This is a genomic window from Enterovirga sp. CN4-39 (assembly GCF_049446235.1).
Lineage (GTDB): Bacteria > Pseudomonadota > Alphaproteobacteria > Rhizobiales > Beijerinckiaceae > Enterovirga.
Window position 1 is genome coordinate 220,333 of sequence record NZ_JBMSEF010000002.1, and the last position, 23,965, is coordinate 244,297.

Sequence of the window (23,965 nt, forward strand, 5' to 3'; positions counted from 1 at the left end):
CACCCCGCGGTTCCTGCCAAGGTGGTTCGCGCCGGCGCGGCCGTCAATCGGCCGGCCGGCCTACACGGCCGCGCCGCACGGCATGGAGGGCGATGCCCGAGGTCGTCGCGACGTTGAGGGAATCGAAGCCGGGCGCCATGGCGATCCGCAGAGCCGGGACGCGAGCGAGCAGCCAGGCCGGAAGGCCCGGGCCCTCCGCGCCCAGGAGCAGGGCCGTCCGCTTCGGCCAGGCCTGCTCGTCGATCGTGGTCTGGGCGGAAGGGCTGAGCGCGAAGGGGCTTATGCCCGCTGCCTCGAGTTCACCGACCAACGCGCCGGGGTCCTCGGACCAGGCGAACGGGACGAGCAGCGAGGCTCCGACGGAGACCCGCAGGGCCTTGCGGTAGAGAGGGTCGCAGGACCTCCGGTCCAGCAGGACGGCATCGACCCCGAAGGCGGCGGCGTTGCGGAAGATACCGCCGATATTGTCGTGGTTCGACAGGCCCATCAGGCCGAGGACGAGGCAGCGCTCCGGAAGCCGGCCGAGCAGCGCCCGGACCCCGAGGTTCTCACCCCGCAGGCCCACCGCGAGCACGCCGCGATGAATGTGGAAGCCCACGGTCGCGTCCATGACGGCCTGGCTCGCGACATAGACCGGCAGGCTGGGAGGGAGCGCCTCGAGAGCCGGTTCGAGCGCCGCCGCACGGGTCTCGGACAGGAGGATGGATTCCGTCCGGAAGCGCGAGGCGGCGCTCAGGAGGTTGCGCAGGACGACCTCGCCCTCGACGATGAAGCGGCCTTCCCGCCCGGCGAGATCCCGGTCGCGGACGGCCCGGTAGTGCTGGACCCTGGGATCATCCGGGTCCTCGATGCGGATCATTATCGCAAGCTGTCCGTTCTGATGTCCGGGTTCGTACCTTCTCGTCTACGCTGCATGACGCAGCCACGCTTGAAGACTAACAGCGAATCGCTCGTCACTTAGTGCCAAGCTGGTTCCGAGTGCGCCAGCGGGGCTGAACGGGGTGCAACATGGCGTCAGAGCGGGACGGCAAGATTCGGCAGAGAGCTTACGAGATCTGGGAAGCGAGCGGCCGCCAGCACGGCAAGGCCGAGGAGCATTGGGCGCAGGCGGTGCGCGAGATCGAGGCTGGCGAGGCCCGTTCCGCTGCCCCGAAGGCCGCCAAACCCGCGGCCGGCGCATCTGGCGCCAAATCAAAACCGTCCAAGACGGCCGCGGCCGCAGCCGAGGTACCGAAGGGAAAGGCGGCCTCCGCGAAGCCTGCCGCCGCCAAGACCAGGGCGGAGGAGGAGCCCGCCCCCAAGAGCGCTGCGAAGAGCGCTCCCAAGAGCACCGGCAAAGGCGCGAAGGCTGCCCCGGCTGCCGCCACGAAATCCAAGAAGAAGGTCTGATCGCGCCTCAATGGCATCACGTGAAAAGGAGCCTCCTATCCGGCTCGACCACCTGGCCCTCTTCCTCGATTTCGACGGCACCCTGGTGGAGATCGCCCCGACCCCCGACTCGGTCGTGGTCGATCCCGAACTTCCCCCTTTGCTGTCGGCCCTCCGTGACCGGCTCGGCGGCGCGCTTGCGGTCGTGACGGGGAGGCCGGTCGCGGAGGTGGATCACTTCCTGCCCGGACTGGGGCTCGATGTCTGCGGCATGCACGGGCTCGAGCGCCGGATCGACGGCAGGCTGTTCCTGCCGGAAGGGCTGGCCGATCTCCGCGAGCCTGTCGCCCGTTTGCGGGCGCGGCTCTCGCACTTTCCCGGGCTGATCGTCGAAGAGAAGGGCATCGGCGTCGCCGTTCATTGGCGGACCGCGCCCGAGTTCGAGCAGGAGGCCCGAGCCGCCGTCGAGGACCTCGCGGCTGAATTGGGCCCCACCTACAAGATCCAGGACGGAAAGGCGGTCCGCGAGATCGTTCCCGGCCGGGCCGGGAAGGGCGACGGCATACGGCAGCTCATGACGTCGCCGCCCTATCTCGGCCGCCGCCCTGTCTTCATCGGCGACGACAAGACGGACGAGCACGGCTTCGCGGCCGTGGACGAGCTCGGGGGCGTGACGATCAAGATCGGCGAGGGGGAGACCCTGGCGCGCTACCGCTTGGCCTCGCCGGCCAGCCTCCGCCTCGCCATGGCAGGCTGGCTCGAGACAGGCCTGGAAACCGACGCGCTCCGGGACGCCTAAAACGCCGCGCCGGTACCCCTCCCGGGAACCCTGTCCCCAACGAAAGGGTTCATCGTTGGGGTACAGGTGGCGTCGAGAATGATAAGGTCACAGGGAATCAAACCGGGCGACGCGGTGGGGCACCGTCCGGAAATGAAGGGACGGAGCGAGCTGCCGGGTGCAGGTTTCCGCCCTGGGGGTCGGGCCCGCCTAAGCGGGGACCAGGCTGTCGAAGGGCAACACGGGGGAGGATCGGGCGGCGGGGGCCGTCTGGTCGTGGTCTCCAATCGCGTTCCCGTTCCGGGGCGCCGCGCGGCTGCCGGCCCAGGCGGCCTCGCCGTCGCGCTCGAGGCGGCCCTAAAGGAGCATGGCGGGATCTGGTTCGGCTGGTCGGGCGATTCCCGCCCGGCGATCGATGCTGACGCCCTCGACGTGCGGCAGGTCGGGCGTATCACCTTCGCGGTGACCGACCTCACCAAGCGCGACGTCGACGAATATTACCTCGGATTCGCCAATCGGGCTCTTTGGCCCGTCTGCCATTACCGGCTTGGCCTCACGCATTTCTCCGAGCGGGAAACGGCGGCCTATTTCCGCGTCAACAGCCTGTTCGGGCGCAAGCTCATCCGCCTGCTGGAGCCGGGCGACCTCGTCTGGGTGCACGACTACCATCTGATCCCGATGGCGTCGGAGTTGCGGGAACGCGGCTTCGACGGCCGCATCGGGTTCTTCCACCACATCCCCTGGCCTGCGCCCGAGATCGCGAGCGCGCTGCCCGAATACAAGCGCCTCCTCAAGGGATTCTCGGCCTACGATCTGGTCGGCTTTCAGACGCCGCGGGATGCCGCCAATTTCGGCCGCTGCCTGGTGGAGGAGGGCATCGCTTCGGAGATCGGAGACGGCTGGTTCCAGACCCCGGAGGGGCACAGTTTCCGCGCGGCCGCCTTCCCGATCGGGATCGACACCCCGGCGTTCCGCGAGGCGGCCACAAAGGCCGAGCACGCGCCCAGCGTGAAGCGCCTCATCTCGACCCTCGCGGGCCAGAAGCTGCTGATCGGCGTGGACCGGCTGGATTATTCCAAGGGCATCGAGGAGCGCATCCAGTCCTTCTGCTCCTATCTGGGGGCGCATCCGGAGGAGCTCAGGCGCGTCACCTACCTTCAGGTCACGCCCAAGTCGCGCTCGGAGGTGCCTGAATACCGCCGGATTCAGCAGGAGGTGGCGGCCCGCGTCGGCGAGGCGAATGGCCGTTACGGCGATGTCGACTGGACCCCGATCCGCTACCTCAACCAGAATATCCCGCATACCACGCTCGCGGGCCTTTACCGTGCGGCGCGGGTCGGCTTGATCACACCCCTGAGGGACGGGATGAATCTCGTCGCCAAGGAGTATGTGGCATCGCAGTCGCCCGAGGATCCCGGCGTGCTCGTCCTGTCCCGCTATGCCGGGGCGGCGTTCGAGCTGCACGGCGCACTCATCGTGAACCCCTACAATGCGGCCGAGACGGGCGATGCGATCGCTCGCGCGCTCGCCATGTCCGTCCAGGAGCGGCGGGAGCGTTGGGACGAGATGATGCGGCACCTCGATACCCATACGGTCGGGGATTGGTGGCGCGGGTTCATCGGGGCCCTGGCCAAGGCTTCCGAGCCGGTCGGGCAGGGAAATTTCCTGGGGGTCAGCGCCTAACGCCGTCTCCGACGGGACCTGGAGCGTGACGCGGTCGGTGCGGCCCCGCGCGCTCGGGGCGAGCCCGACGGATACCGGCGTCGACTTCGGCCTGTTCTCGCGCCATGCGACGGCCGTCGAGCTCTGCCTTTTCGACGAAGGGTCCCCCGAAGAGCGGGCCCGCATCCCGCTCGCGAGAACCGGCGACGTGTGGCGCGTCCATGTCGATGGGCTCGGGCCCGGCCAGCTCTACGGATACCGGGTGCACGGGCCCTACGAGCCGGAGCAGGGACACCGCTTCAATCCGCACAAGCTCCTGCTCGATCCCTGTGCGCGGCTTCTCTCCGGCTCGATCATCTGGTCGGACGCCACCTATGGCTTCGATCCGGCCTCGCCGGAGACCGACCTGAGCTTCAACAGCGCCGACAGCGCCCCGTTCATGCCCCGGTCGGTCGTGGTCGACCCGTCCTTCGACTGGGGCGACGACGCGCCGCCGCGCCGGCCCTGGTCCGAGACTTTCATCTACGAGGCCCATGCCAGGGGGCTGACGAAGCTGCATCCGGGGCTGCCGCCCGAGTTGCGCGGCACGTTCGAGGCGCTTGGCCACCCGATGGTCGTCGAGCACCTGCTCCGCCTCGGCGTGACCGCCCTCGAGCTCCTGCCGATCCATGCCTTCTCGGACGACCGCTTCCTGGTCGAGAAGGGGCTGGTGAATTACTGGGGCTATTCCTCGCTCGGCTTCTTCGCGCCGGAAGCCCGCTATCTCGGCCCCGGCGGCATCCCGGGCTTCAAGGGCGCCATCGCGGCCCTCCACCGGGCCGGCATCGAGGTCATCCTCGACGTCGTCTACAACCATACGGCGGAGCTGGAGGAGACGGGGCCGACGCTCTCGTTCCGGGGCATCGACAACGCCGTCTACTACAAGGCGATGCCGGGCGATCGGCGGCGCACCTTCAACTGCACGGGATGCGGCAACTCGCTCGACCTGAGCCAGCCGGCCGTCGTTCGGCACGTGCTCGACTCGCTACGGCTCTGGGTCGAGGAGTATCGGATCGACGGGTTCCGGTTCGATCTCGCGACGACGCTCGGGCGCAACCCCTATGAGTTCGACCGCGACGCGCCGTTCTTCGTGCAGCTTGCCGAAGATCCGGTTCTCTCCCGCGTCAAGCTCATCGCCGAGCCCTGGGATATCGGCGAGGGCGGTTACAGGCTCGGCGGGTTTCCGCGCAGCTGGGGGGAGTGGAACGATCTCTTCCGCGACTCGGCGAGGCGATACTGGCGTGGCGCCGACGGGCAGGTGCCCGAGCTGGTGCGAGGCCTGGCGGGCTCGCGCGAGATCTTGGAAGCGAGCGGCCGCGGGCCCTTGGCGAGCGTCAATTACGTCGCCTCCCATGACGGTTTCACGCTCGCCGACCTCGTCTCCTACGAACAGCGGCACAACTGGGCGAACGGCGAGGAGAACCGGGACGGGCACGCGCATAACGAGTCATGGAATTGCGGCGTGGAAGGCCCGACGGACGACCCGGCAATCCTGGCGCTGAGGGCCCGGCAGAAGCGCAACCTCCTGGCGACCGTGATGCTCTCGCAGGGCGTGCCGATGCTCCTGATGGGAGACGAGCTGTCGCGGAGCCAGGGCGGCAACAACAACGCCTATTGCCAGGACAACGAGGTATCCTGGCTCGACTGGGAGGGGGGCGCGGCGGGGGATCCCGAATTGCCTGCCTTCGTGGCCTATCTGGCGGAAATCCGCCGGACGCACGCGGCGCTCCGGCGCACGACCTTCCTCCACGGAATCCCGGACCCCGATACGGGCCTCAAGGACGTGCATTGGTTGAAGCCGGACGGCACGGAAATCGCCTCGGACGAATGGGAGGATCCGGCCCGGCGCGAGCTGGGTGTCGTCCTCGGCAGCGACGCGCCGGACGGACGGATGCTGCTCATCCTCCTCAATTCCGGAGAGAGCGAGGCCTGGTTCAGGCTGCCGGAACTCGGTGTGGATTCGTGGTCGCCCATCCTGGATACGGGTACGAAAACAGGGCAGCCGGACAGTTTCGGACACACCCGCGAGGCTGGCGGAACCTTCGTTGTCGGTTTCCGTTCGCTCATACTCTTCCGGGGCATCAAGCAAACAGGGTAGCAGCATGCGGCGACGGCACGCCATGCCGTTCGGGGCCGAGGTCACGGACCGTGGTGTACGGTTCGCTCTCTGGGCACCGAGCGCGGAAAAGGTCGCGCTCGTGGTGGATGGCGCGGAACACGAGATGCCACACGTCGGCGAGGGCTGGCGGCGGCTCCTGCTCCCCAAGGCGAAGTCCGGCAGCCGCTACGGATTCCGCATCGATGGGGGCGAGACGATCGTTCCCGACCCGGCCTCGCGCTTCCAGCCGGACGACGTCTCGGGCCTGAGCGAGGTCGTCGATCCGCGCGACTACGAATGGCGCGACCGCGGCTGGGCCGGCCGGCCCTGGGAAGAGGCCGTCGTCTACGAGGCGCACGTCGGAACGGCGACGCCCGAAGGCACCTATGCGGCACTCGCCGGGAAGCTCGAGGGGCTGCGTGATCTCGGCATCACGGCGATCGAGCTCCTGCCGCTGGCGGACTTCGCCGGCGCGCGGAACTGGGGCTATGACGGCGTGCTGCCATTCGCGCCGGATGGCGTCTATGGCCGCCCGGAAGACCTGAAGCAGTTCATCGACCGGGCGCATGCGCTCGGCATCATGGTGCTGATCGACGTGGTCTATAACCACTTCGGGCCGGCCGGAAATTATCTCCACCAATATGCCGAGCAGTTCTTCACTGAGCGCCACCAGACACCCTGGGGCGCGGGCCTGAACTTCGACGGCGCGGACGGGAAGCCGGTCCGCGACTTCTTCGTGCACAACGCGCTCTACTGGATCGAGGAGTTCAACGTGGACGGGCTGCGCTTCGACGCCGTCCACGCGATCCTGGACGACAGCGACAGGAACATCCTGGCCGAACTCGCCGAGCGGGTGCGCGCGGCCGCGCCGGGCCGCCACATCCACCTCGTGCTGGAGAACGAGAAGAACCAGGCGCGCTGGCTGGAGCGCGACGAGGCCGGCACGCCCCGGCTGCATACCGCCCAGTGGAACGACGACGTCCACCATTGCTGGCACGTACTGCTGACCGGCGAGAGCGAGGCCTATTTCCAGGATTTCTCCGACAAGCCCGTCGAGCGGCTCGTCCGGTGCCTCGTGGAAGGCTTCGGCTACCAGGGGGATCCCTCGGCGCATGCCGGCGGGAAGCCGCGTGGCGAGCCCTCGGGCCATCTGCCGCCATCCGCCTTCGTGGCCTTCCTCCAGAACCACGATCAGATCGGCAACCGTGCCTTCGGCGAGCGTCTCTCCGCGCTGGCGGATCCCGATCGACTGGCGCTGGCGCGCGCCGGCCTCCTCCTCTCGCCCCAGATCCCGATGCTCTTCATGGGGGAGGAATGGTCCGCCTCGGCGCCCTACCAGTTCTTTGTCGATTTCGCGCCTGACGAGGACCTGTCCGGGGCGGTCCGCGAGGGTCGGCGGCGAGAGTTCCAGCACTTTGCGGCCTTCAGCGACCCGGGCGCCTCCGAGGCCATCCCGGACCCGACCGCCGAGGAGACCTTCACGCGCTCCACCCTCGACTGGGAGGAGGCGTCGCGGGAGCCCCATGCCTCCGTGCTGGCGGACACGCGCCGGCTCCTCGCGCTTCGCCGCGAGCACGTCATCCCGCTGACGAGGACTCGCTTCAGGGGGGCCGAGGGCAGCATGCCCAATCCCCGCGCGATCGAGGTGACGTGGCGCTTCGACGGCGGCACGCTTCGTTTCGTCGCGAATTTCGGCACGGAAGCCATGGAACTGCGGGGCGGCTATCCCGGTCGTGTGATCTGGGCGAGCCCAGGCCTCGACGCGACCGGGCTCGGCCCGTTGCTTCCGGCCTGGGCCGGGTTCTTCATGACCGGAGACGCGGGATGAGCGGTGGGGACAGCGTGATCGACCGGCTTTCGGAGCTGGTCGGTATCCCGAGCCGCTATATCGATGCCCATGGAGATCCGGTCGACATAGACCCCGGGCGCCGCCGCGGGATCCTGGGCCATCTCGGCTTCCCGGCCGACAGCGACGCGGCGGCGCGGGACAGCCTGGCGCGGATCGAAGCCTTCCGGAGCACGCTCGTCCCGCATCTCGTCACGCGCGCGCCGCGGCGGCCGGCCGACATCCCGCTGCGCCCGAACGAAGGCGGCCGCGTGTACTGGCGGCTGAGGGACGAGGCGGGGCAGGTGCGCGAGGGCCGCGCCGCGCAGAGCCGGATCCTGCACCTGCCGGTTCTTCCGGAAGGCTATTTCGAACTCGAGGTGGAGGCCGGCGGGGAGCGCGCGCGCTCCACGCTCGTCGTTGCGCCCGAGCGCTGCTGGCAGCCGGGCTGGATGCGACGCGAGGGGCGGGCCTGGGGCCTCGCGGCCCAGATCTATTCCCTGCGCTCCGCGTCCAATCTGGGCATCGGCAGCTATGCCGACGTCGCGGAGGCTGCGTCCGGGGCCGGCCCGCTCGGCGCCTCGTTTCTCGGGCTCAGCCCGGTCCACGCGCTTTTCTCGGCCGACCGCAGCAAGATCTCGCCCTATTCACCCTCGTCCAGGCTGTTCCTCGAGACGATCCATATCGACCCGAAGGCGGTGCCTGGCTTCGCCGGAAGCCGGGCTGCCGCCCTGCTGGAGGAGGGCGGGCGCGCGGCCCGGATCGCAGCCCTGCGCGACGCTGCGCTCGTCGACCATGCGGCGGTCTGGGCTGAGCTGTCTCCCGTCCTCGAGGCGCTCTGGGCGGAATGCGGCGGCGCCGACGAGCACGGCCTCGCGGCCTTCCGCCGTGCCGAGGGCGAGAAGCTGGAGGCGCATGCCACCTTCGAGGCCCTGCACGAGCATTTCCGGAACGAGGGGCGCTGGTGGCTCGGAGACTGGCCGGAGGAGTATCGCCGGAACGGATCCGAGGCGGTCGCGCGCTTCGCCTCCGAGCGGCGGGACCGCGTCGACTACCATGCCTGGCTGCAATACCTGGCCGACCGGCAGCTCGCCGAGGCGTCGGCGGCCGCCAAGCGCGCCGGGATGTCGCTCGGCCTCTACCGCGATCTCGCGGTCGGGTCCGATCGGGGCGGGTCCGAGATCTGGTCGCACCCGGAGCGCTTCGGCAACACACTGTCGATCGGCGCGCCGCCCGATCTGCTAGCCCCTCAGGGGCAGGATTGGGGGTTGCCGCCGCTCCACCCCATCGTCCTCGAGCAGCAGGGTCTCGCGGCCTTCCGCGACCTCGTCCAGGCGAATATGCGCCATGCCGGCGCGATCCGGATCGATCACGCCTTTCAGCTGCAGCGGCTCTACCTGATCCCGGTCGGCCAGAGCGGTGGATCGGGTGCCTATGTGAATTATCCGTTCGAGGCCATGCTGGCGGTGCTGCGGCTGGAGAGCCACCGCGCCAAGGCGCTGGTCATCGCGGAGGATCTCGGGACCGGGCCGGACGGCTTCTCGGACGCGATCATGCGCTCGGGCATCTTGAGCTATCGCGTCCTCGCCTTCGAGCGAACCGACGATCTCGGCTTCAAGCCGCCCTCCGCCTACCCGAAGGACGCCCTGACCGCGATCACGACGCACGACCTGCCGACCTTTGTCGGCTGGTGGCGCGGCCTCGACACCGACCTGCGCCAGAATCTCGGGATCTATGACCCCGAGCGCGGCGAGAAGGAGCGCGCCGAGCGCGTCATCGAGCGCGTCAGGCTGTCGGAGGCGCTGTTCGCGGAACGGCTCCTGGCCTCGCCCGAGCCTCCGGAGGAGCCGCCGACGGAAGCCGTGATGCGTTATCTGGCGCGCACGCCATCCTCCCTGAACGCCATCCAGTACGAGGACGTGCTCGGCGCCCGCAGCCAGCCGAACATGCCCGGAACCACGGAGGGCCACCCGAACTGGCGGCGGAAGCTCGATCTCGACCTTGGGGCCATCAACGCCCCCGGCGGACCGCTGGCCAAGGTCGCGGCCGCGGTCTCGGCCGAGGGAAGGGGAACTCGGGCGAGCACGAGCCCGCTCTCGTCACCGCCGCCGCGGGCGACCTACCGCTTCCAGTTCCACAAGGGCTTCACGTTCGACGATGCCGTCGCGGCGCTGCCCTACCTGAAGCGGCTGGGGATCAGCCACGTCTATTCCTCTCCCATCGCCACGGCACGGCCCGGCTCGACCCATGGCTACGACATCGTGGACCCTTCCGCGATCAATCCGGAGCTGGGCGGCGAGGAGGGTTTCATACGCCTCTCCGAGGCCCTGAAGGAGCACGGGCTGGGGCTGATCCTCGACGTTGTGCCGAACCATCTCGGCGTCGGCGGCGCCGACAATCCCTGGTGGCTCTCCACGCTCGAATGGGGCCAGCTGTCGCCTCACGCGCGCGCCTTCGACATCGACTGGGAGCGGCTCGGCGCCAACGGCAAGCTCATCATCCCGGTGCTCGGGGACCGCTACGGCGACGCGCTCGAGAATGGCGACCTGAAGCTGGCCTTCGACGAGGCCGAAGGCTCCTTCAGCGTCTGGCACCACGAGCACAAGCTTCCGCTCAGCCCCCTGTCCTACCCGCTCGTCCTCGATCGCGCGCTCGCCGTCCTGGACGAGCTCGAAGGTCATTCGGAAGTGATCGCCGTGTCGGACCGGCTGCGGATGATGGCCGAGGAGAGCTCGCCCGAGCGCCGGGCGGCGTTCCCCGAGGAGGCGGAGCTCCTGAAGAGGCGGCTCGCCGCGGCGGTGACGAGTTCGGACGCGCTCCGCGCCGCGCTGGAGCGCGCCGTCGCGGTCGTGAACGGCGTTCCCGGACTCCCTGAGAGCTTCGGCACGCTCCACCGCATCCTGGAGATGCAGGCCTACCGGCCGGCCCATTGGCGCGTCGCGGCGAGCGACATCAACTATCGCCGGTTCTTCGACATCAACGGCCTCGGCGGGATCAGGGTCGAGCTGCCGGAGATCTTCGAGGCCGCGCATGCGCTCGTGTTCCGCCTCGTCCGGGAGGGCCGCGTCCAGGGCTTGCGGATCGACCACATCGACGGGCTCGCCGATCCCGAAGGCTATGTGCAGAAGCTGCAGAGCGCGCTCGGGCCGGGCTTCTACATCGTGGTCGAGAAGATCCTCGAGCCCGGCGAGCCGCTGCGCGCCTGGCCGATCGCCGGCACGACCGGCTACGACGTGCTCAACCTGATGGACGGGGTCTTCGTCGATACCGCAGCAGCGGACGACTTCGAGCGCATCTACCGCGAGTTCACGAAGGTCGAGGGATCGTACGGGGACCAGCTCCGCTCGGCGAAAGTCGCGACCCTGATCTCGAGCTTCGCGAGCGAGCTCGAGGTGCTGGTCTCGGACCTGAAGCGCATCGCCGATGGCGATCGCCGGACGCGGGACTACACGGTCTATGCGATCCGGGTGGCGCTGGTGGAGATCATCGCGCGCTTCCCGGTCTACCGGAGCTACATCACGGACGAGCCCTCTCCCGAGGACGTGGAGCTGATCGAGACCACGGTCGCGGCCGCGAAGAGGCGGAGTTCGCTCCCGGACCGCTCCGTCCACGACTTCGCGGCTGCGGCGCTGCTCGGCCGCATCGAGACGGAGGGACCGGGGCGCCCGGCGCCGGACCATGTCGCGCGCTTCCGCCGGCGGTTCCAGCAGCTCACCGGCCCGGTCATGGCCAAGAGCCTCGAGGATACGCTCTTCTACCGCTATGCGCGGCTGATCTCGCTGAACGAGGTCGGCGGCGATCCTGGCCATTTCGGAATCACAATCGACGCCTTCCACAAGGCCAATCGCGAGCGGGTCAGGTCGTGGCCGAACGCCATGATCGCCACGGCGACGCACGACACAAAGCGCGGCGAGGATGCGCGAGCGCGGCTGAACGCGCTGTCCGAAATGCCCGACCGGTGGCGCGAGGCCCTCGACACCTGGCGCGAGATCGCCGCGCCGCATCTCGGGCGCGCCGAGGGTGCGGCCGCGCCGGATGCGAACGACCAATACATGCTGTTCCAATCGCTGCTCGGGGCCTTCCCGCTCGAGCTGCTCGACCAGGACGACGAGGAGGCGCTCCAGGCCTTCGCGGAGCGGTTCCGCGGATATGTCGAAAAGGCCCTGCGGGAGGCGAAGCGCTATTCCAGCTGGGTGAACCCGAACGCGGATTACGAAGGCGCCGCGATCGCACTGGCCGAAGCCTGTCTCACCCCGGGGAGCGCATTCCTGCGGGCGTTCAGGCCGCTCTTGAAGCGGCTCGCCATAGCAGGAGCGCTCAACGGCCTCAGTCGCACGGTGCTGAAATGCACCCTGCCGGGGGTGCCGGACACCTATCAGGGCACCGGGTTCTGGGACTTCTCGCTGGTCGACCCCGACAATCGCCGCCCGGTCGACTACCAGGCCCGCATGGCGGCCTTGCAGGACGGCCGGTCGGTCGCGGAACTCGCGCGGGACTGGCACACCGGGCCCGTCAAGCAGCACGTCCTCGCATGTCTCCTCGCCGATCGCGCCGGCATGCCGGACCTCTATGGCCAGGGCGACTACGAACCGGTGAGCGGATCCGACCCGCGCATCCTGGCCTTCCGCCGCCGTTCGGGCCAGGAGCAGCTGCTGGTCGCAGTCGCTCGCCTTGCCTCGGAGCTATGCGACGAGGATGGCCTGCCCCTCGGGGCCACGTGGGGCGATGCGACCGTCCAGTTCCCGCCGGGGCGCTGGCGAAGCATCCTGGACGACCGTGACGTTGAGATCGGACCGGACGGCGCAATGGCCCGGGAGCTTTTTGCCGCGCTGCCCGTTTCGGTCCTCAGGAGAAGCGAATGAGCGCGCGCATCAAGACCAAGGCGTCCGTTCCGGAGACCCCGGCCGAGCGCAGGAGCGAGCCGGTCGCGGTGCCCGCCCGGACCGTGAAGCCCGGCCCGAGGATCTACAATCTCTTCCCGCTGCTCGTCGGCCGTGTGTCGGCCTGGAAGGCCGAGCTGCCGCGCATCGCGGCCATGAATTTCGACTGGGTCTACGTGAACCCGTTCCACCAGGCCGGGTTCTCGGGCAGCCTCTACGCGGTCAAGGACGTCACGAAGCTGGACGACCGCTTCCGCGATCCGGACGGCGGCAGCGACGACGACCAGATCCGCTCCTTCGTGGAGGAAGCCGCCCGGCATGGCCTGAAGGTGATGGCGGACCTCGTCATCAACCACACCTCCAAGGATGCGGTGCTGGCGAGCGAGCATCCGGAGGTCTTCATCCGCAACATGTGGGGCGAACTGGAGAGCCCCTACGCGGTCGATCCGGACGACCCGACGAAACGAACCGTGTGGGGCGACCTCGCCGAGCTCGACTACGCAACCCCGAGTTCGCGCGAGTTCCTGCTCGGCTATTGGGATCAGTACGTCGCCCGGATGCAGGGGCTCGGGATCGCCGGGTTCCGGTGCGACGCCGCCTACAAGGTTCCGCCGGAGGTCTGGACGCCGCTGATCCGCAACGCGAAGGGGCGCAACGCGGGCTGTCTCTTCGCGGCCGAGACGCTGGGCTGCACCTTCGACGAGGCCGTCGCGACCGCGAAGGCCGGCTTCGACTACCTCTTCAATTCCTTCGCCTGGTGGGACTTCCGCAAGCCCTGGGCCATGGAGGCGCAGGAGAAGACCCGCCTTCTCGCGCCCACCATCGCGTTTCCCGAGAACCACGACATGGACCGGATCGCGGCCGCGATCCCGGACGAGGCGAGCGAGGCGGAGATCGAGGGCCAGCTCGTCATGCGCTACGCGCTGGCGGCCTTCTTCTCGTCGGGCGTGCTGATGCCGATCGGCTACGAGGAGGGTGCGCGCCGCAAGGTGCACGTCGTCGACACGGTGCCGGAGGATCGGGAGCGCGAGACCTCGATCGACATCTCGGCCCGGATTGCGGAGATCAACCGGCTGAAGGCCGAGATCCCGGCCGCCAACCTCGAGGGCGCCGAATACCAGATCTCCGCCGCGGATGCGCACTACCTGGCGCTGCTCCGCCTCGATGCGGGCCATATGCTTGCCGCCACCGAGGCGGTGCTGATCCTGGCCAATCCCGGCAGCACCGTCGTCACCATCGATGCCGGAACGCTGCTCGCCCGGACGGGCGGCGTGCTCGGGCCCTTCATCGACAGGACGCCTGGCGTCGTGCCTCTGGTGGTCGACCCGTGCTGCCCCGTTCTGCTGGGGCCCTATGAGGTTCGCATCCTGGTGGCCGAGCGCATCGAGGCGCCCGCAAAGGCTCCGGATGTCTCCCCGAAGGGAGAGGGGCGGGTCATCATCGAGGCGGTCTCGCCGGAACTCGACGGCGGCCAGACCCCGGTGAAGCGGCTGGTCGGGGAGGTGGTCGTCGTGACGGCCGACATCTTCTCCGACGGGCACGAAAAGATCGCGGCCGAGATCCTCTACCGCCCGGCGGACGAGGAGGCCTGGCGGCGCGCGCCGATGCACTTCGTCGACAACGACCGCTGGCAGGGCTCCTTCGCGACCGAGCGCAACACGCGCTACGTCTTCACGATCGAAGGCTGGCGCGACCCCTTCGCGTCCTGGCTGCACGAGATCCATGCCAAGCAGAAGGCCGGCGTCGACGTGACCCTCGAGACGATCGAGGGCGTCGAGATCGCCGAGGAGGCTGCCCGCAACGCGGATGGCGGGCCGGACGGGCCGGCCATGTGGGCGATCATCGACCGGCTGGCGAGCGCCAATGGCGACCCGGCGGCGCGGCTCGCCATTCTCCTCGACGAGCACAATGCGGCACTGATCGGCCGGCACGCCGTGCGCGTGAACCTGTCGCGCTACCCGCGCGAGCTCGTCGTCATCGCCGACCGGCTCGCCGCGCAGTTCTCGGCCTGGTACGAGCTCTTCCCTCGCTCGACGAGCCATGATCCGAACAGGCACGGCACGTTCGACGACGTCATCCGCCATCTCCCCTACGTGAAGGAGATGGGCTTCGACGTCCTGTACTTCCCGCCCATCCATCCCATCGGTGCCAAGAACCGCAAGGGAAAGAACAACTCGCTGAAGGCCGAGCCCGGCGATGTCGGGTCGGTCTATGCGATCGGCTCGGAGGCGGGCGGGCACGACGCCATCCATCCCGACCTCGGCGACATCGATTCCTTCCGCCGCATGGTGGATGCCGCCCACGCGCACGGGCTGGAGATCGCCCTCGACTTCGCCGTGCAATGCTCGCCTGACCATCCCTGGATCAAGGAGCATCCGGAATGGTTCGAGTATCGTCCCGACGGGACGATGAAATATGCCGAGAACCCGCCGAAGAAATACGAGGACATCTACAACGTCCATTTCTATGGCACGTCGCTGCCCTCGCTCTGGTACGCCCTGCGCGATGCGGTCCTGTTCTGGTGCCGCGAGCGGGTGCGCATCTTCCGCGTGGACAATCCGCACACCAAGCCGCTGCCGTTCTGGAAGTGGCTGATCGACGAGGTGAATACCGCCTATCCGGACGCCATCTTCCTGGCCGAGGCCTTCACGCGGCCGAAGATGATGAAGGCTCTTGCGAAGATCGGCTTCCAGCAGAGCTACACGTATTTCACGTGGCGGAACACCAAGGAAGAGCTCACCGAGTACATGACCGAGCTCGCCAAGACCGAGATGGCCGAGTACTACCGGCCGAATTTCTTCGCCAACACGCCGGACATCAACCCCATCCCGCTGCAGACGAGCGGACCGCCCGGCTTCGTGATCCGAGGCACGCTCGCGGCGACCCTGTCCTCCGTCTACGGGATCTACAGCGGCTTCGAGCTTGCCGAAGGCACGCCGATCCCCGGCAGGGAGGAATACCTCAACTCGGAGAAGTACGAGATCAAGGCCTGGGACTTCGACCGGCCCGGGCATCTCCGCGATCACATCACGCGGCTGAACCACATTCGCCGCAATAACCCGGCTCTCTGGGACTTCAGGAACATCACGTTCCTGAATGCCTGGAACGACAACATCCTGGCGTTCTTCAAGACGACGGCCGCGAAGGACAACACCGTCATGGTGCTCGTCAATCTCGACCCGAAGAACCGCCAGGAATGCACCTACGAGGTGCCGCTATGGGAGTTCGGGATGCCGGACCATGGGTCGATCGCCGTCGAGGACCTCCTGAAGGGCGGCACCTTCCGGCTGCACGGGAAGACGCACCGGATCGCGCTCGATCCCAACCACAATCCGGTGGTGATCTGGCGGCTGGTGCCGCCCAAAGGGGTGAATAGCGAATAGGGCGCGGCAAGCAGGAGAATCCGCTATCGCCACTGCCCCCCTCGCGACTCCCCTTCGAGCCATGATCGACCGCTCCGACACGCACTGGTACCGCGATGCCCTGATCTATCAGGTGCACGTGAAGTCGTTCTTCGACGCGAATGACGACGGCATCGGCGACTTCCCCGGCGTGACGGCGAAGCTCGACTATATCCGGGACCTCGGCGTCACGGCGATCTGGCTTATGCCGTTCTATCCCTCGCCGCTGCGGGACGACGGCTACGACATCCAGGACTACCGGAATATCAATCCGTCCTATGGCTCGATGGAAGACTTCCAGCTGCTGGTGCAGGAGGCCCATGCGCGCGGCATCCGGGTCATCACGGAGCTGGTCATCAACCACACCTCGGACCAGCATCCCTGGTTCCAGGCCGCCCGCAACGCCCCGCCCGGCTCGCCGGAGCGGAACTTCTACGTCTGGTCGGATACCGACCAGAAATACACCGACACGCGCATCATCTTCCTCGACACGGAGCCCTCGAACTGGACCTGGGACCCGGTCGCCAAGCAGTATTTCTGGCATCGCTTCTACTCGCACCAGCCGGACCTAAACTTCGACAACCCCGCGGTGCTCGAGGCTGTCCTCGACGTCATGCGCTACTGGCTCGACATGGGGGTCGACGGGCTGAGGCTCGATGCCATCCCGTATCTCGTCGAGCGCGAGGGGACGAACTGCGAAAACCTTCCCGAGACGCACACGGTCATCAAGGCGATCCGGGCGGCGCTGGACGAACGCTATCCCGACCGCATGCTCCTTGCCGAGGCCAACCAGTGGCCCGAGGAGACGGCGCCGTATTTCGGGGATGGCGACGAGTGCCACGTCTCGTTCCACTTCCCCCTGATGCCCCGGATGTACATGGCCCTCGCACAGGAGGACCGGCATCCCATCACGGACATCATGCGGCAGACGCCGGAGATCCCGGAAGGCTGCCAATGGGCGATCTTCCTGCGCAACCATGACGAGCTGACGCTCGAGATGGTGACCGACAAGGAGCGGGATTACCTCTGGACCTTCTATGCGGCGGACCGGCGGGCCCGGATCAATCTCGGCATCCGGCGCCGTCTCGCGCCGCTGCTCGAGAACGATCGTCGCAAGATCGAGCTCCTGAACTCGCTCCTGTTCTCCATGCCGGGCACGCCCGTGATGTATTACGGCGACGAGATCGGGATGGGCGACAACATCTATCTCGGCGACCGCGACGGGGTCCGCACGCCGATGCAATGGTCTCCGGACCGCAATGGCGGCTTCTCGCGCTGCGATCCCGCCCGCCTCTTCCTGCCGACCATCCAGGATCCGATCTACGGCTTCGATTCCGTCAACGTCGAAGCCCAGTCGAGAACGCCGGCAAGCCTCTTCAACTGGATGCGCCGGATGATCGCCATCCGGCGCTCCAGCCAGGCCTTCGGCCGCGGCACGCTGCGCTTCCTCTATCCGGCAAACCGGAAGGTGCTCGCCTACATCCGCGAATACGGGGAGGAGCGCATCCTCTGCGTCGTCAACGTCTCGCGCGCCCCCCAGGCGGTCGAGCTCGACCTGTCCGAGTTCAACGGCTCCATCCCGGTCGAGATGACGGGCGGCACCGATTTTCCCCGGATCGGCGAGCTGCCCTATCTGCTGACGCTACCCGCCTACGGCTTCTACTGGTTCCAGCTCCAGGCCGCTCCGGTTCAGCCGGAGACGCGCTATGGTCCCACCGTACAGCCGGAGCTTTTCACGCTCGTCCTGACCAAGGGCCTCGCCTCGCTTCTCGAGGGACGCGAGCGCGACGCGATCGAGCGCACCATCATTCCGCGCATGATCGGCACCCAGCGATGGTTCGCCGCCAAGGGCCAGCGGATCGAGCGCGCCGAGGTGCTCGACCATGCGGTGATGAACAGCCGCTCCGGCCAGGAGGAGTTCGTCCTGCCGCGCTTTGCCGTCTACCTGCGCGGCGGCGAGCAGCAGACCTACTTCTTCCCGGTCGCGATCGACCAGCCCGGCGACGAGGATTCGCTCCTGCCCTATGCGGTGGCCCGAGTGCGCAGGGGACGCCATGTCGGGCTAGCCTATGGCGCGGGATCCTCGCCCGAATTCTCGCTCGCAACCGTCGAGGCGATGCGCCATGGCGAGGAGATCCGCACGAATGCCGGCGCGACGATCCGCTTCTCGGCAACTTCCCGGATGCCGCAGGATGTCGAGATCGCGCCCTCGGACGTGAAGCGGCTCACGGCCGAGCAGTCGAATACCTCGATCCAGCTCGGCGAGACGATGATCCTCAAGATCTATCGCCGCCTCCAGCCGGGCGTGCACCCGGAACTCGAGATGGGCCGCTTCCTCACCGACGTCGCGCATTTCGCGAACACGCCGCCCACGCTCGGCAGCGTGGAATACGTGGCAGAGGACGGGGAGAGCACCGCTTTGTGCATCCTGCAGTCCTTCATCCGGAACCAGGGCGATGCCTGGCGCATGACGCTGGAATGGCTGACACGCGAACTGGACACGCTGGCCCTGGCACCGACCGAGGACGAACATCCGCTGTCGGAGGTCTTCGCCCCGTATCTTCGCTATGCCGAGATCCTCGGCCGCCGCACGGCCGAACTTCATCTCGCGCTTGCGACCCCGACGGACGACCCGGCCTTTGCGGCCGAGCCGATGCGTCTTTCGGACGTCGATGCCGCGGCCGCCGATGCGCGCTCGCAGGCACAGCACGCCTTTGCGGCACTATCCCGGGTGCTCAGTGCTTCCGGCGATGCCGTCGAGGCCCTGCGCGCCCGGGAATCGGAGTGCCTGGCCTTGATCGAGGCCCTGACCGTCGAACCGGTCGGGGCGATCAAGACGCGCATCCATGGCGACTATCACCTCGGCCAGGTCCTGATCGTGCAGAACGACGTCATGATCGTCGATTTCGAGGGAGAGCCGTCGCGTCCGGCCGAGGAGCGGCGCCGGAAATTCTCGCCGCTGCGCGACGTCGCCGGAATGCTGCGGTCCTTCGCCTATGCGGCGGATACGGCCGCCCGGGACGTGGCGGCGCGCCTGCCCGAGGCGGGACCCCGCATCACCGAGATCGCCACCGAATGGCTGCGGCTCGCCTCGTCCGAGTATCTGGCCGCCTACAGGATCGCGGCCTCCGGGAGCGCCGTCTGGGTCGAGGACGAGGTGGCACGCACGCGGCTGCTGCAGCTCCATCTCCTCTCGAAGGCCCTCTACGAGGTGAATTACGAGGCCAATAACCGGCCGGATTGGATCGAGACTCCCGTACGGGGCGTTCTGTCCATCTTGGATCAGGGAGCGGCGTAATGGCCGAGTTGCAGGCGCGCGACGGCGCGCGGGACGCAGGGATCGGCTCGGGCGGAGTAGTACGGCCGTCAGGCGGGCGGGGTTCCTCGGCGGGATTCGGCGTCGCCCCCGGCGACCTTGCCGCGATCGTGGAAGCACGGCACGGCAATCCCTTCGCGGTGCTGGGCCCGCATGCCGTGCGCGACGAGTACGAAATCCGCGCCATGCTGCCCGGCGCCAGGGAGGTCGCGGTCCTGGTGGATGGCCGGGCTGAGCCGATCCCCATGACCCGGATCGACCCGGCCGGCTTCTTCGTCACCCGCCTCGGGACGCGAGAGCGGCCCTGGTACAAGCTACGCATCGAATGGCCGGGCGGCGTGCAGGAGGCGCGCGACCCCTACAGCTATGGCCCGACGCCCGGCTTCGAGGACATGTGGCGCATCCGGCAGGTCGGGACGGAGTGCATTCCGCGCCTGCTCGGCGCCCATCCGACTTCGATCGGCGACCAGGCCGGCTACCATTTCGGCGTCTGGGCGCCGAACGCACGCCGCGTCAGCGTGATCGGCGACTTCAATTCCTGGGACGGTCGCCGCCATCCGATGCGGCTCCGCTTCGATGCGGGCGTTTGGGAGCTCTTCGTCCCCGACCTCCAGTCCGGCGAGCGCTACAAGTTCGAGATCCTCGGCGCCGACGGCGCCCGGCACGAGAAGGCCGATCCCGTCGCCTTCATGGCCGAGAAGCCGCCGGCGACCGCCTCGCGGCTCGCGCGCCTGCCCGATTTCGAGCGGCGCGACACGGAGTGGATGGCCTCCCGCCACGAGGGCGACCCACGGTACAAGCCGATGAGCGTCTACGAGTGCCATCTCGGCTCATGGGCGCGGGTGCCGGAGGAGGGCAACCGCTTCCTGACCTACCGCGAACTCGCCGAGCGTCTCATCCCCTACGTCAAGGATCTCGGCTTCACGCATATCGAGCTCCTGCCGATCACCGAATTTCCGTTCGATGGATCGTGGGGCTACCAGCCCGTCTCCCTCTTCGCGCCGACCAGCCGCTTCGGCACGCCGGAGGATTTCGTCGCCTTCGTCGAGGCCGCCCACAACGCCGGGATCGGCATCATCCTCGACTGGGTGCCCGGGCATTTCCCGAACGATGCGCATGGGCTCGGGCTCTTCGACGGCACGCATCTCTACGAGCATGCCGATCCGCGCCAGGGCTACCATCAGGATTGGGGCACCTACATCTACAATTTCGGCCGCCAGGAGGTTCAGGCCTTCCTGGTCGCCAATGCCCGGTTCTGGCTTGAGCGCTACCATCTCGACGGGCTGCGCGTGGATGCCGTCGCCTCGATGCTCTACCTCGACTACTCGCGGAAGCACGGCGAGTGGGTACCGAACAAGTACGGCGGCAACGAGAATCTCGATGCGATCGAGTTCATGCGCAAGATGAACGAGACCGTCTACTCGGCGGATCCCGGCTGCATCACGGTGGCGGAGGAATCGACCTCATGGCCGGGGGTCTCGCATCCCACCTATACGGGCGGGCTCGGCTTCGGGTTCAAGTGGAACATGGGCTGGATGCACGACACGCTCCTGTTTATGTCCAAGGAACCGGTCCATCGCCGCTATCACCATCACAACCTGACCTTCGGTCTTCTCTACGCCTTCTCCGAGAACTTCGTGCTGCCGCTCTCGCATGACGAGGTCGTGCACGGGAAAGGCTCCCTCATCGGCAAGATGCCGGGGGACCGCTGGCAGAAATTTGCCAATCTGCGCGCCTATTACGGCTTCATGTGGGGGCATCCCGGCAAGAAGCTGCTCTTCATGGGCGGGGAGTTCGGGCAGGAGCGGGAGTGGAACCACGATACCTCGCTCGATTGGCATCTGCTCGAGGATGGTTATCACCGCGGCGTGCAGAACCTGATCCGCGACCTGAACGGCGCTGCCCGGACGATCCCGGCGCTGCATGAGCGCGACACGGAGGCGAGCGGCTTCCAGTGGCTCGTGGCGGACGATGCCGAGAATTCCGTCATCGCCTGGCTGCGGCGCGGCGCTGATCCGGAAAAGATCGCGATCGTGGTCTCGAACTTCACGCCCGTCCCCCGCGAGGGATACCGGATCGGCGTGCCGTATCCGGGCTTCTACCGCGAGGTCGTGAACACGGACGCGGCCGTCTATGGCGGCTCGAACATCGGGAATCAGGGCGGCGTGCGGGCGGAAGAGCGCGAGGCCCACGGCCACGCGTACTGCGTGTCTCTGACCCTTCCCCCGCTCGCGACCCTGATCCTCGAGCGGGTTGGCTGAACATGGGAAAGCCCGTCATCGACCTCTCAGGCCAGGTTGCGGTCGTGACCGGCGCCTCCTCGGGAATCGGGAAGGCGGTCGCGACGGGGCTCGGGCAAGCGGGCGCCAGGGTCGTCGTGAACTATCGCTCGGAGCGCGACGGCGCCGAGGAAACCGCCGCGGCGATCAGGGAGGCGGGGAGCGAGGCGCTCGTCGTGCAGGCGGACGTCTCGTCCGAGGCGGAGGTCGAAAAGCTGTTCGGGCAGGCGAAGGAGCACTTCGGCACCCTCCAGATCCTCGTCGCCAATGCCGGCCTGCAGCGGGACGCGCCCGCGCACGAGATGTCGCTCGACGACTGGCGCAAGGTCATCGACGTCAACCTGACCGGGCAGTTCTTGTGCTGCCGGGCAGCCATCCGCGAGTTCCTGGCCCGCGGTCCACAGCCCGAGGTCAGCAAGGCGCTCGGCAAGATCATCTGCATGTCGTCCGTGCACGAGCGCATCATGTGGGCGGGGCACGTGAACTACGCGGCTTCCAAGGGCGGCGTGATGCTGATGATGCAAAGCCTCGCCCAGGAATATGCGGAGAAGAAGATCCGCATCAATTCCATCGCGCCGGGCGCGATCAGGACGCCCATCAACAAGCCCGCCTGGGACACGCCCGAGGCCTTGGAGAAACTCCTGAAGCTGATTCCCTATGGCCGGATCGGCGAGCCGGAGGACATCGCGAACGCCGCCGTCTGGCTGGCTTCCGACCATTCCGACTACGTCACGGGCGTCAGCCTCTTCGTCGATGGCGGGATGACGCTCTATCCGGAGTTCCGCGACGGTGGCTAGCGGCGCCCCGACGCTCGTCGAGACGGATATCCCGGCGCGGCTCGACCGGCTCTCCTGGAACCGCTTTCACACGCTCATCATCGTCGCGCTCGGCATCACGTGGGTGCTGGACGGTCTCGAGGTGACGCTCGCCGGCGCGCTCTCGGGCGCCCTGAAGGAAAGCCCGGTCCTCCAGTTCACCAACACCGATATCGGGATCGCGGGCACCTCCTACCTGGTCGGGGCAGTCTTCGGGGCCCTGTTCTTCGGCTGGCTGACCGACCGGCTCGGGCGCAAGAAGCTCTTCTTCATCACGCTCGCCGTGTACCTCGTGGCCACTGGCCTCACGGCGTTCTCGTGGAATCTCTGGAGTTTCTGCCTGTTCCGGTTCTTCACGGGCGCGGGAATCGGCGGCGAGTACACGGCCATCAACTCCACGATCCAGGAATTCATCCCGGCGCAGTATCGCGGGCGGACCGACCTGATCGTGAACGGCTCGTTCTGGATCGGAGCGGCCCTCGGGGCCCTGGGATCCGTCATCCTGCTCGATCCGGCCCACTTCGCTCCGGATATCGGCTGGCGGATCGCGTTCGGGATTGGGGCGGCGCTCGGCCTCGTCATCCTGTTCCTGCGCGCCTTCATCCCGGAAAGCCCGCGCTGGCTCGTCACGCATGGCCGTGCCGCGGAAGGGGAAGCGATCGTCCGCACGATCGAGGAGCATGCAGGCGGAGCCTTCGCGCCGCATACCGGCCCCAAGGTGGCCCTGCACGCCCGGACCCACACGCCGCTCCGCGAGGTCTTCCACACGCTGTTCCACCTGCATCGGCTACGTGCGCTGGTCGGCCTCACGCTGATGAGCGCGCAGGCGTTCTTCTACAATGCGGTCTTCTTCACCTACGCGCTGGTGCTGACGGACTTCTACGGCATCTCGGCGGACAAGGTGGGGCTGTACATCCTGCCTTTCGCGGCGGGGAACTTCCTCGGACCGGTCTTCCTCGGCCCGCTCTTCGACACGATCGGCCGCCGGCCGATGATCGCCGGGACCTACTTCATCTCCGGCCTGCTGCTCGCGGTGTCGGGCTGGATGTTCCAGCAGAACATGCTGACCGCGACCGAGCAGACGATCGCCTGGATGGTCGTGTTCTTCTTCGCCTCCGCGGCCGCGAGCTCCGCCTACCTGACGGTCGGAGAGACGTTCCCGCTGGAAATCCGCGCGCTGGCGATCGCGGCCTTCTACGCGCTCGGGACCGGGATCGGCGGCGCGCTCGGCCCGCTCATTTTTGGTGCACTCGTCGAGACGGGCTCGCGCGATGCGGTCTTTGGCGGCTACCTGATGGGATCTGCCGTGATGGCATTCGCGGCATTCGTGCAGTGGCGCTGGGGCGTAGCGGCCGAGCGCCGGTCACTCGAAGACGTCGCCGCCCCGCTCTCGCTCGCCCGCAGTTGAGGCGAAGAAAAAGGGCCGCGTCATGCGCGGCCCAAGTCTAGGGAGGAAACGCCCAAGGAGGGCAGCAAGGCCGCGCATCAGCGCCGCATTGCGTGA

At 67.8% G+C, this 23,965-nt stretch carries 12 protein-coding genes; 11 read left to right on the forward strand and 1 reads right to left on the reverse strand.

Going from position 1 to position 23,965, the window contains the following annotated elements:
- Positions 1-43 precede the first annotated feature (43 nt).
- Positions 44-859, reverse strand: coding sequence for a TrmH family RNA methyltransferase (locus ACO2SS_RS04820; protein ID WP_423276455.1), 816 nt, complete (start codon positions 857-859; stop codon positions 44-46).
- A 149-nt stretch (positions 860-1,008) separates the two neighbouring features.
- Here ACO2SS_RS04820 and ACO2SS_RS04825 point away from each other — a divergent pair, with 149 nt between their 5' ends.
- The 11 genes from ACO2SS_RS04825 to ACO2SS_RS04875 all read left to right on the forward strand — a co-directional run bounded on the left by ACO2SS_RS04825 (position 1,009) and on the right by ACO2SS_RS04875 (position 23,869).
- Positions 1,009-1,389, forward strand: a complete 381-nt coding sequence (locus ACO2SS_RS04825; RefSeq protein WP_423276456.1) for a DUF2934 domain-containing protein — start codon at positions 1,009-1,011, stop codon at positions 1,387-1,389.
- Between the two features lie 10 nt (positions 1,390-1,399).
- The gene (gene otsB / locus ACO2SS_RS04830) at positions 1,400-2,167 is read left to right on the forward strand and encodes a trehalose-phosphatase (RefSeq protein ID WP_423276457.1); all 768 of its coding nucleotides are present in this window, start codon (positions 1,400-1,402) and stop codon (positions 2,165-2,167) included.
- A 255-nt stretch (positions 2,168-2,422) separates the two neighbouring features.
- Positions 2,423-3,829 carry an alpha,alpha-trehalose-phosphate synthase (UDP-forming) gene (locus ACO2SS_RS04835; RefSeq protein WP_423276458.1) on the forward strand — a complete coding sequence of 469 codons (1,407 nt, stop codon included), beginning with the start codon at positions 2,423-2,425 and terminating at the stop codon, positions 3,827-3,829.
- 25 nt (positions 3,830-3,854) lie between these two features.
- Positions 3,855-5,945 carry a glycogen debranching protein GlgX gene (gene glgX / locus ACO2SS_RS04840; protein ID WP_423276459.1) on the forward strand — a complete coding sequence of 697 codons (2,091 nt, stop codon included), beginning with the start codon at positions 3,855-3,857 and terminating at the stop codon, positions 5,943-5,945.
- Positions 5,946-5,949: 4 nt separating this feature from the next.
- A complete protein-coding gene (gene treZ, locus ACO2SS_RS04845; protein WP_423276460.1) occupies positions 5,950-7,773 on the forward strand; it encodes a malto-oligosyltrehalose trehalohydrolase in 1,824 nt (607 codons plus the stop codon).
- Positions 7,770-12,632 carry a malto-oligosyltrehalose synthase gene (locus ACO2SS_RS04850; RefSeq protein WP_423276461.1) on the forward strand — a complete coding sequence of 1,621 codons (4,863 nt, stop codon included), beginning with the start codon at positions 7,770-7,772 and terminating at the stop codon, positions 12,630-12,632. The genes treZ and ACO2SS_RS04850 overlap by 4 nt, the downstream gene beginning before the upstream one ends.
- A complete protein-coding gene (locus ACO2SS_RS04855; RefSeq protein ID WP_423276462.1) occupies positions 12,629-16,033 on the forward strand; it encodes a maltotransferase domain-containing protein in 3,405 nt (1,134 codons plus the stop codon). Before ACO2SS_RS04850 ends, ACO2SS_RS04855 begins: the two co-directional genes overlap by 4 nt.
- A 61-nt stretch (positions 16,034-16,094) precedes the next feature.
- Positions 16,095-19,349, forward strand: coding sequence for a maltose alpha-D-glucosyltransferase (gene treS, locus ACO2SS_RS04860; protein WP_423276463.1), 3,255 nt, complete (start codon positions 16,095-16,097; stop codon positions 19,347-19,349).
- Positions 19,349-21,628: a 1,4-alpha-glucan branching protein GlgB gene (gene glgB, locus ACO2SS_RS04865; RefSeq protein WP_423276464.1), complete on the forward strand. Its 2,280-nt coding sequence runs from the start codon at positions 19,349-19,351 to the stop codon at positions 21,626-21,628. The genes treS and glgB overlap by 1 nt, the downstream gene beginning before the upstream one ends.
- A 2-nt stretch (positions 21,629-21,630) precedes the next feature.
- A complete protein-coding gene (locus ACO2SS_RS04870) occupies positions 21,631-22,443 on the forward strand; it encodes an SDR family oxidoreductase (RefSeq protein WP_423276465.1) in 813 nt (270 codons plus the stop codon).
- The gene (locus tag ACO2SS_RS04875) at positions 22,436-23,869 is read left to right on the forward strand and encodes an MFS transporter (RefSeq protein ID WP_423276466.1); all 1,434 of its coding nucleotides are present in this window, start codon (positions 22,436-22,438) and stop codon (positions 23,867-23,869) included. Before ACO2SS_RS04870 ends, ACO2SS_RS04875 begins: the two co-directional genes overlap by 8 nt.
- Positions 23,870-23,965 lie beyond the last annotated feature (96 nt).

Bases quoted from the DNA above. Each gene is read 5' to 3' on its own strand.
- ACO2SS_RS04820 (WP_423276455.1), bottom strand. From the start codon at position 859: ATGATCCGCATCGAGGACCCGGATGATCCCAGGGTCCAGCACTACCGG.
- ACO2SS_RS04825 (WP_423276456.1), top strand. From the start codon at position 1,009: ATGGCGTCAGAGCGGGACGGCAAGATTCGGCAGAGAGCTTACGAGATC.
- otsB (WP_423276457.1), top strand. From the start codon at position 1,400: ATGGCATCACGTGAAAAGGAGCCTCCTATCCGGCTCGACCACCTGGCC.
- treZ (WP_423276460.1), top strand. From the start codon at position 5,950: ATGCGGCGACGGCACGCCATGCCGTTCGGGGCCGAGGTCACGGACCGT.
- ACO2SS_RS04850 (WP_423276461.1), top strand. From the start codon at position 7,770: ATGAGCGGTGGGGACAGCGTGATCGACCGGCTTTCGGAGCTGGTCGGT.
- ACO2SS_RS04855 (WP_423276462.1), top strand. From the start codon at position 12,629: ATGAGCGCGCGCATCAAGACCAAGGCGTCCGTTCCGGAGACCCCGGCC.
- treS (WP_423276463.1), top strand. From the start codon at position 16,095: ATGATCGACCGCTCCGACACGCACTGGTACCGCGATGCCCTGATCTAT.
- glgB (WP_423276464.1), top strand. From the start codon at position 19,349: ATGGCCGAGTTGCAGGCGCGCGACGGCGCGCGGGACGCAGGGATCGGC.
- ACO2SS_RS04870 (WP_423276465.1), top strand. From the start codon at position 21,631: ATGGGAAAGCCCGTCATCGACCTCTCAGGCCAGGTTGCGGTCGTGACC.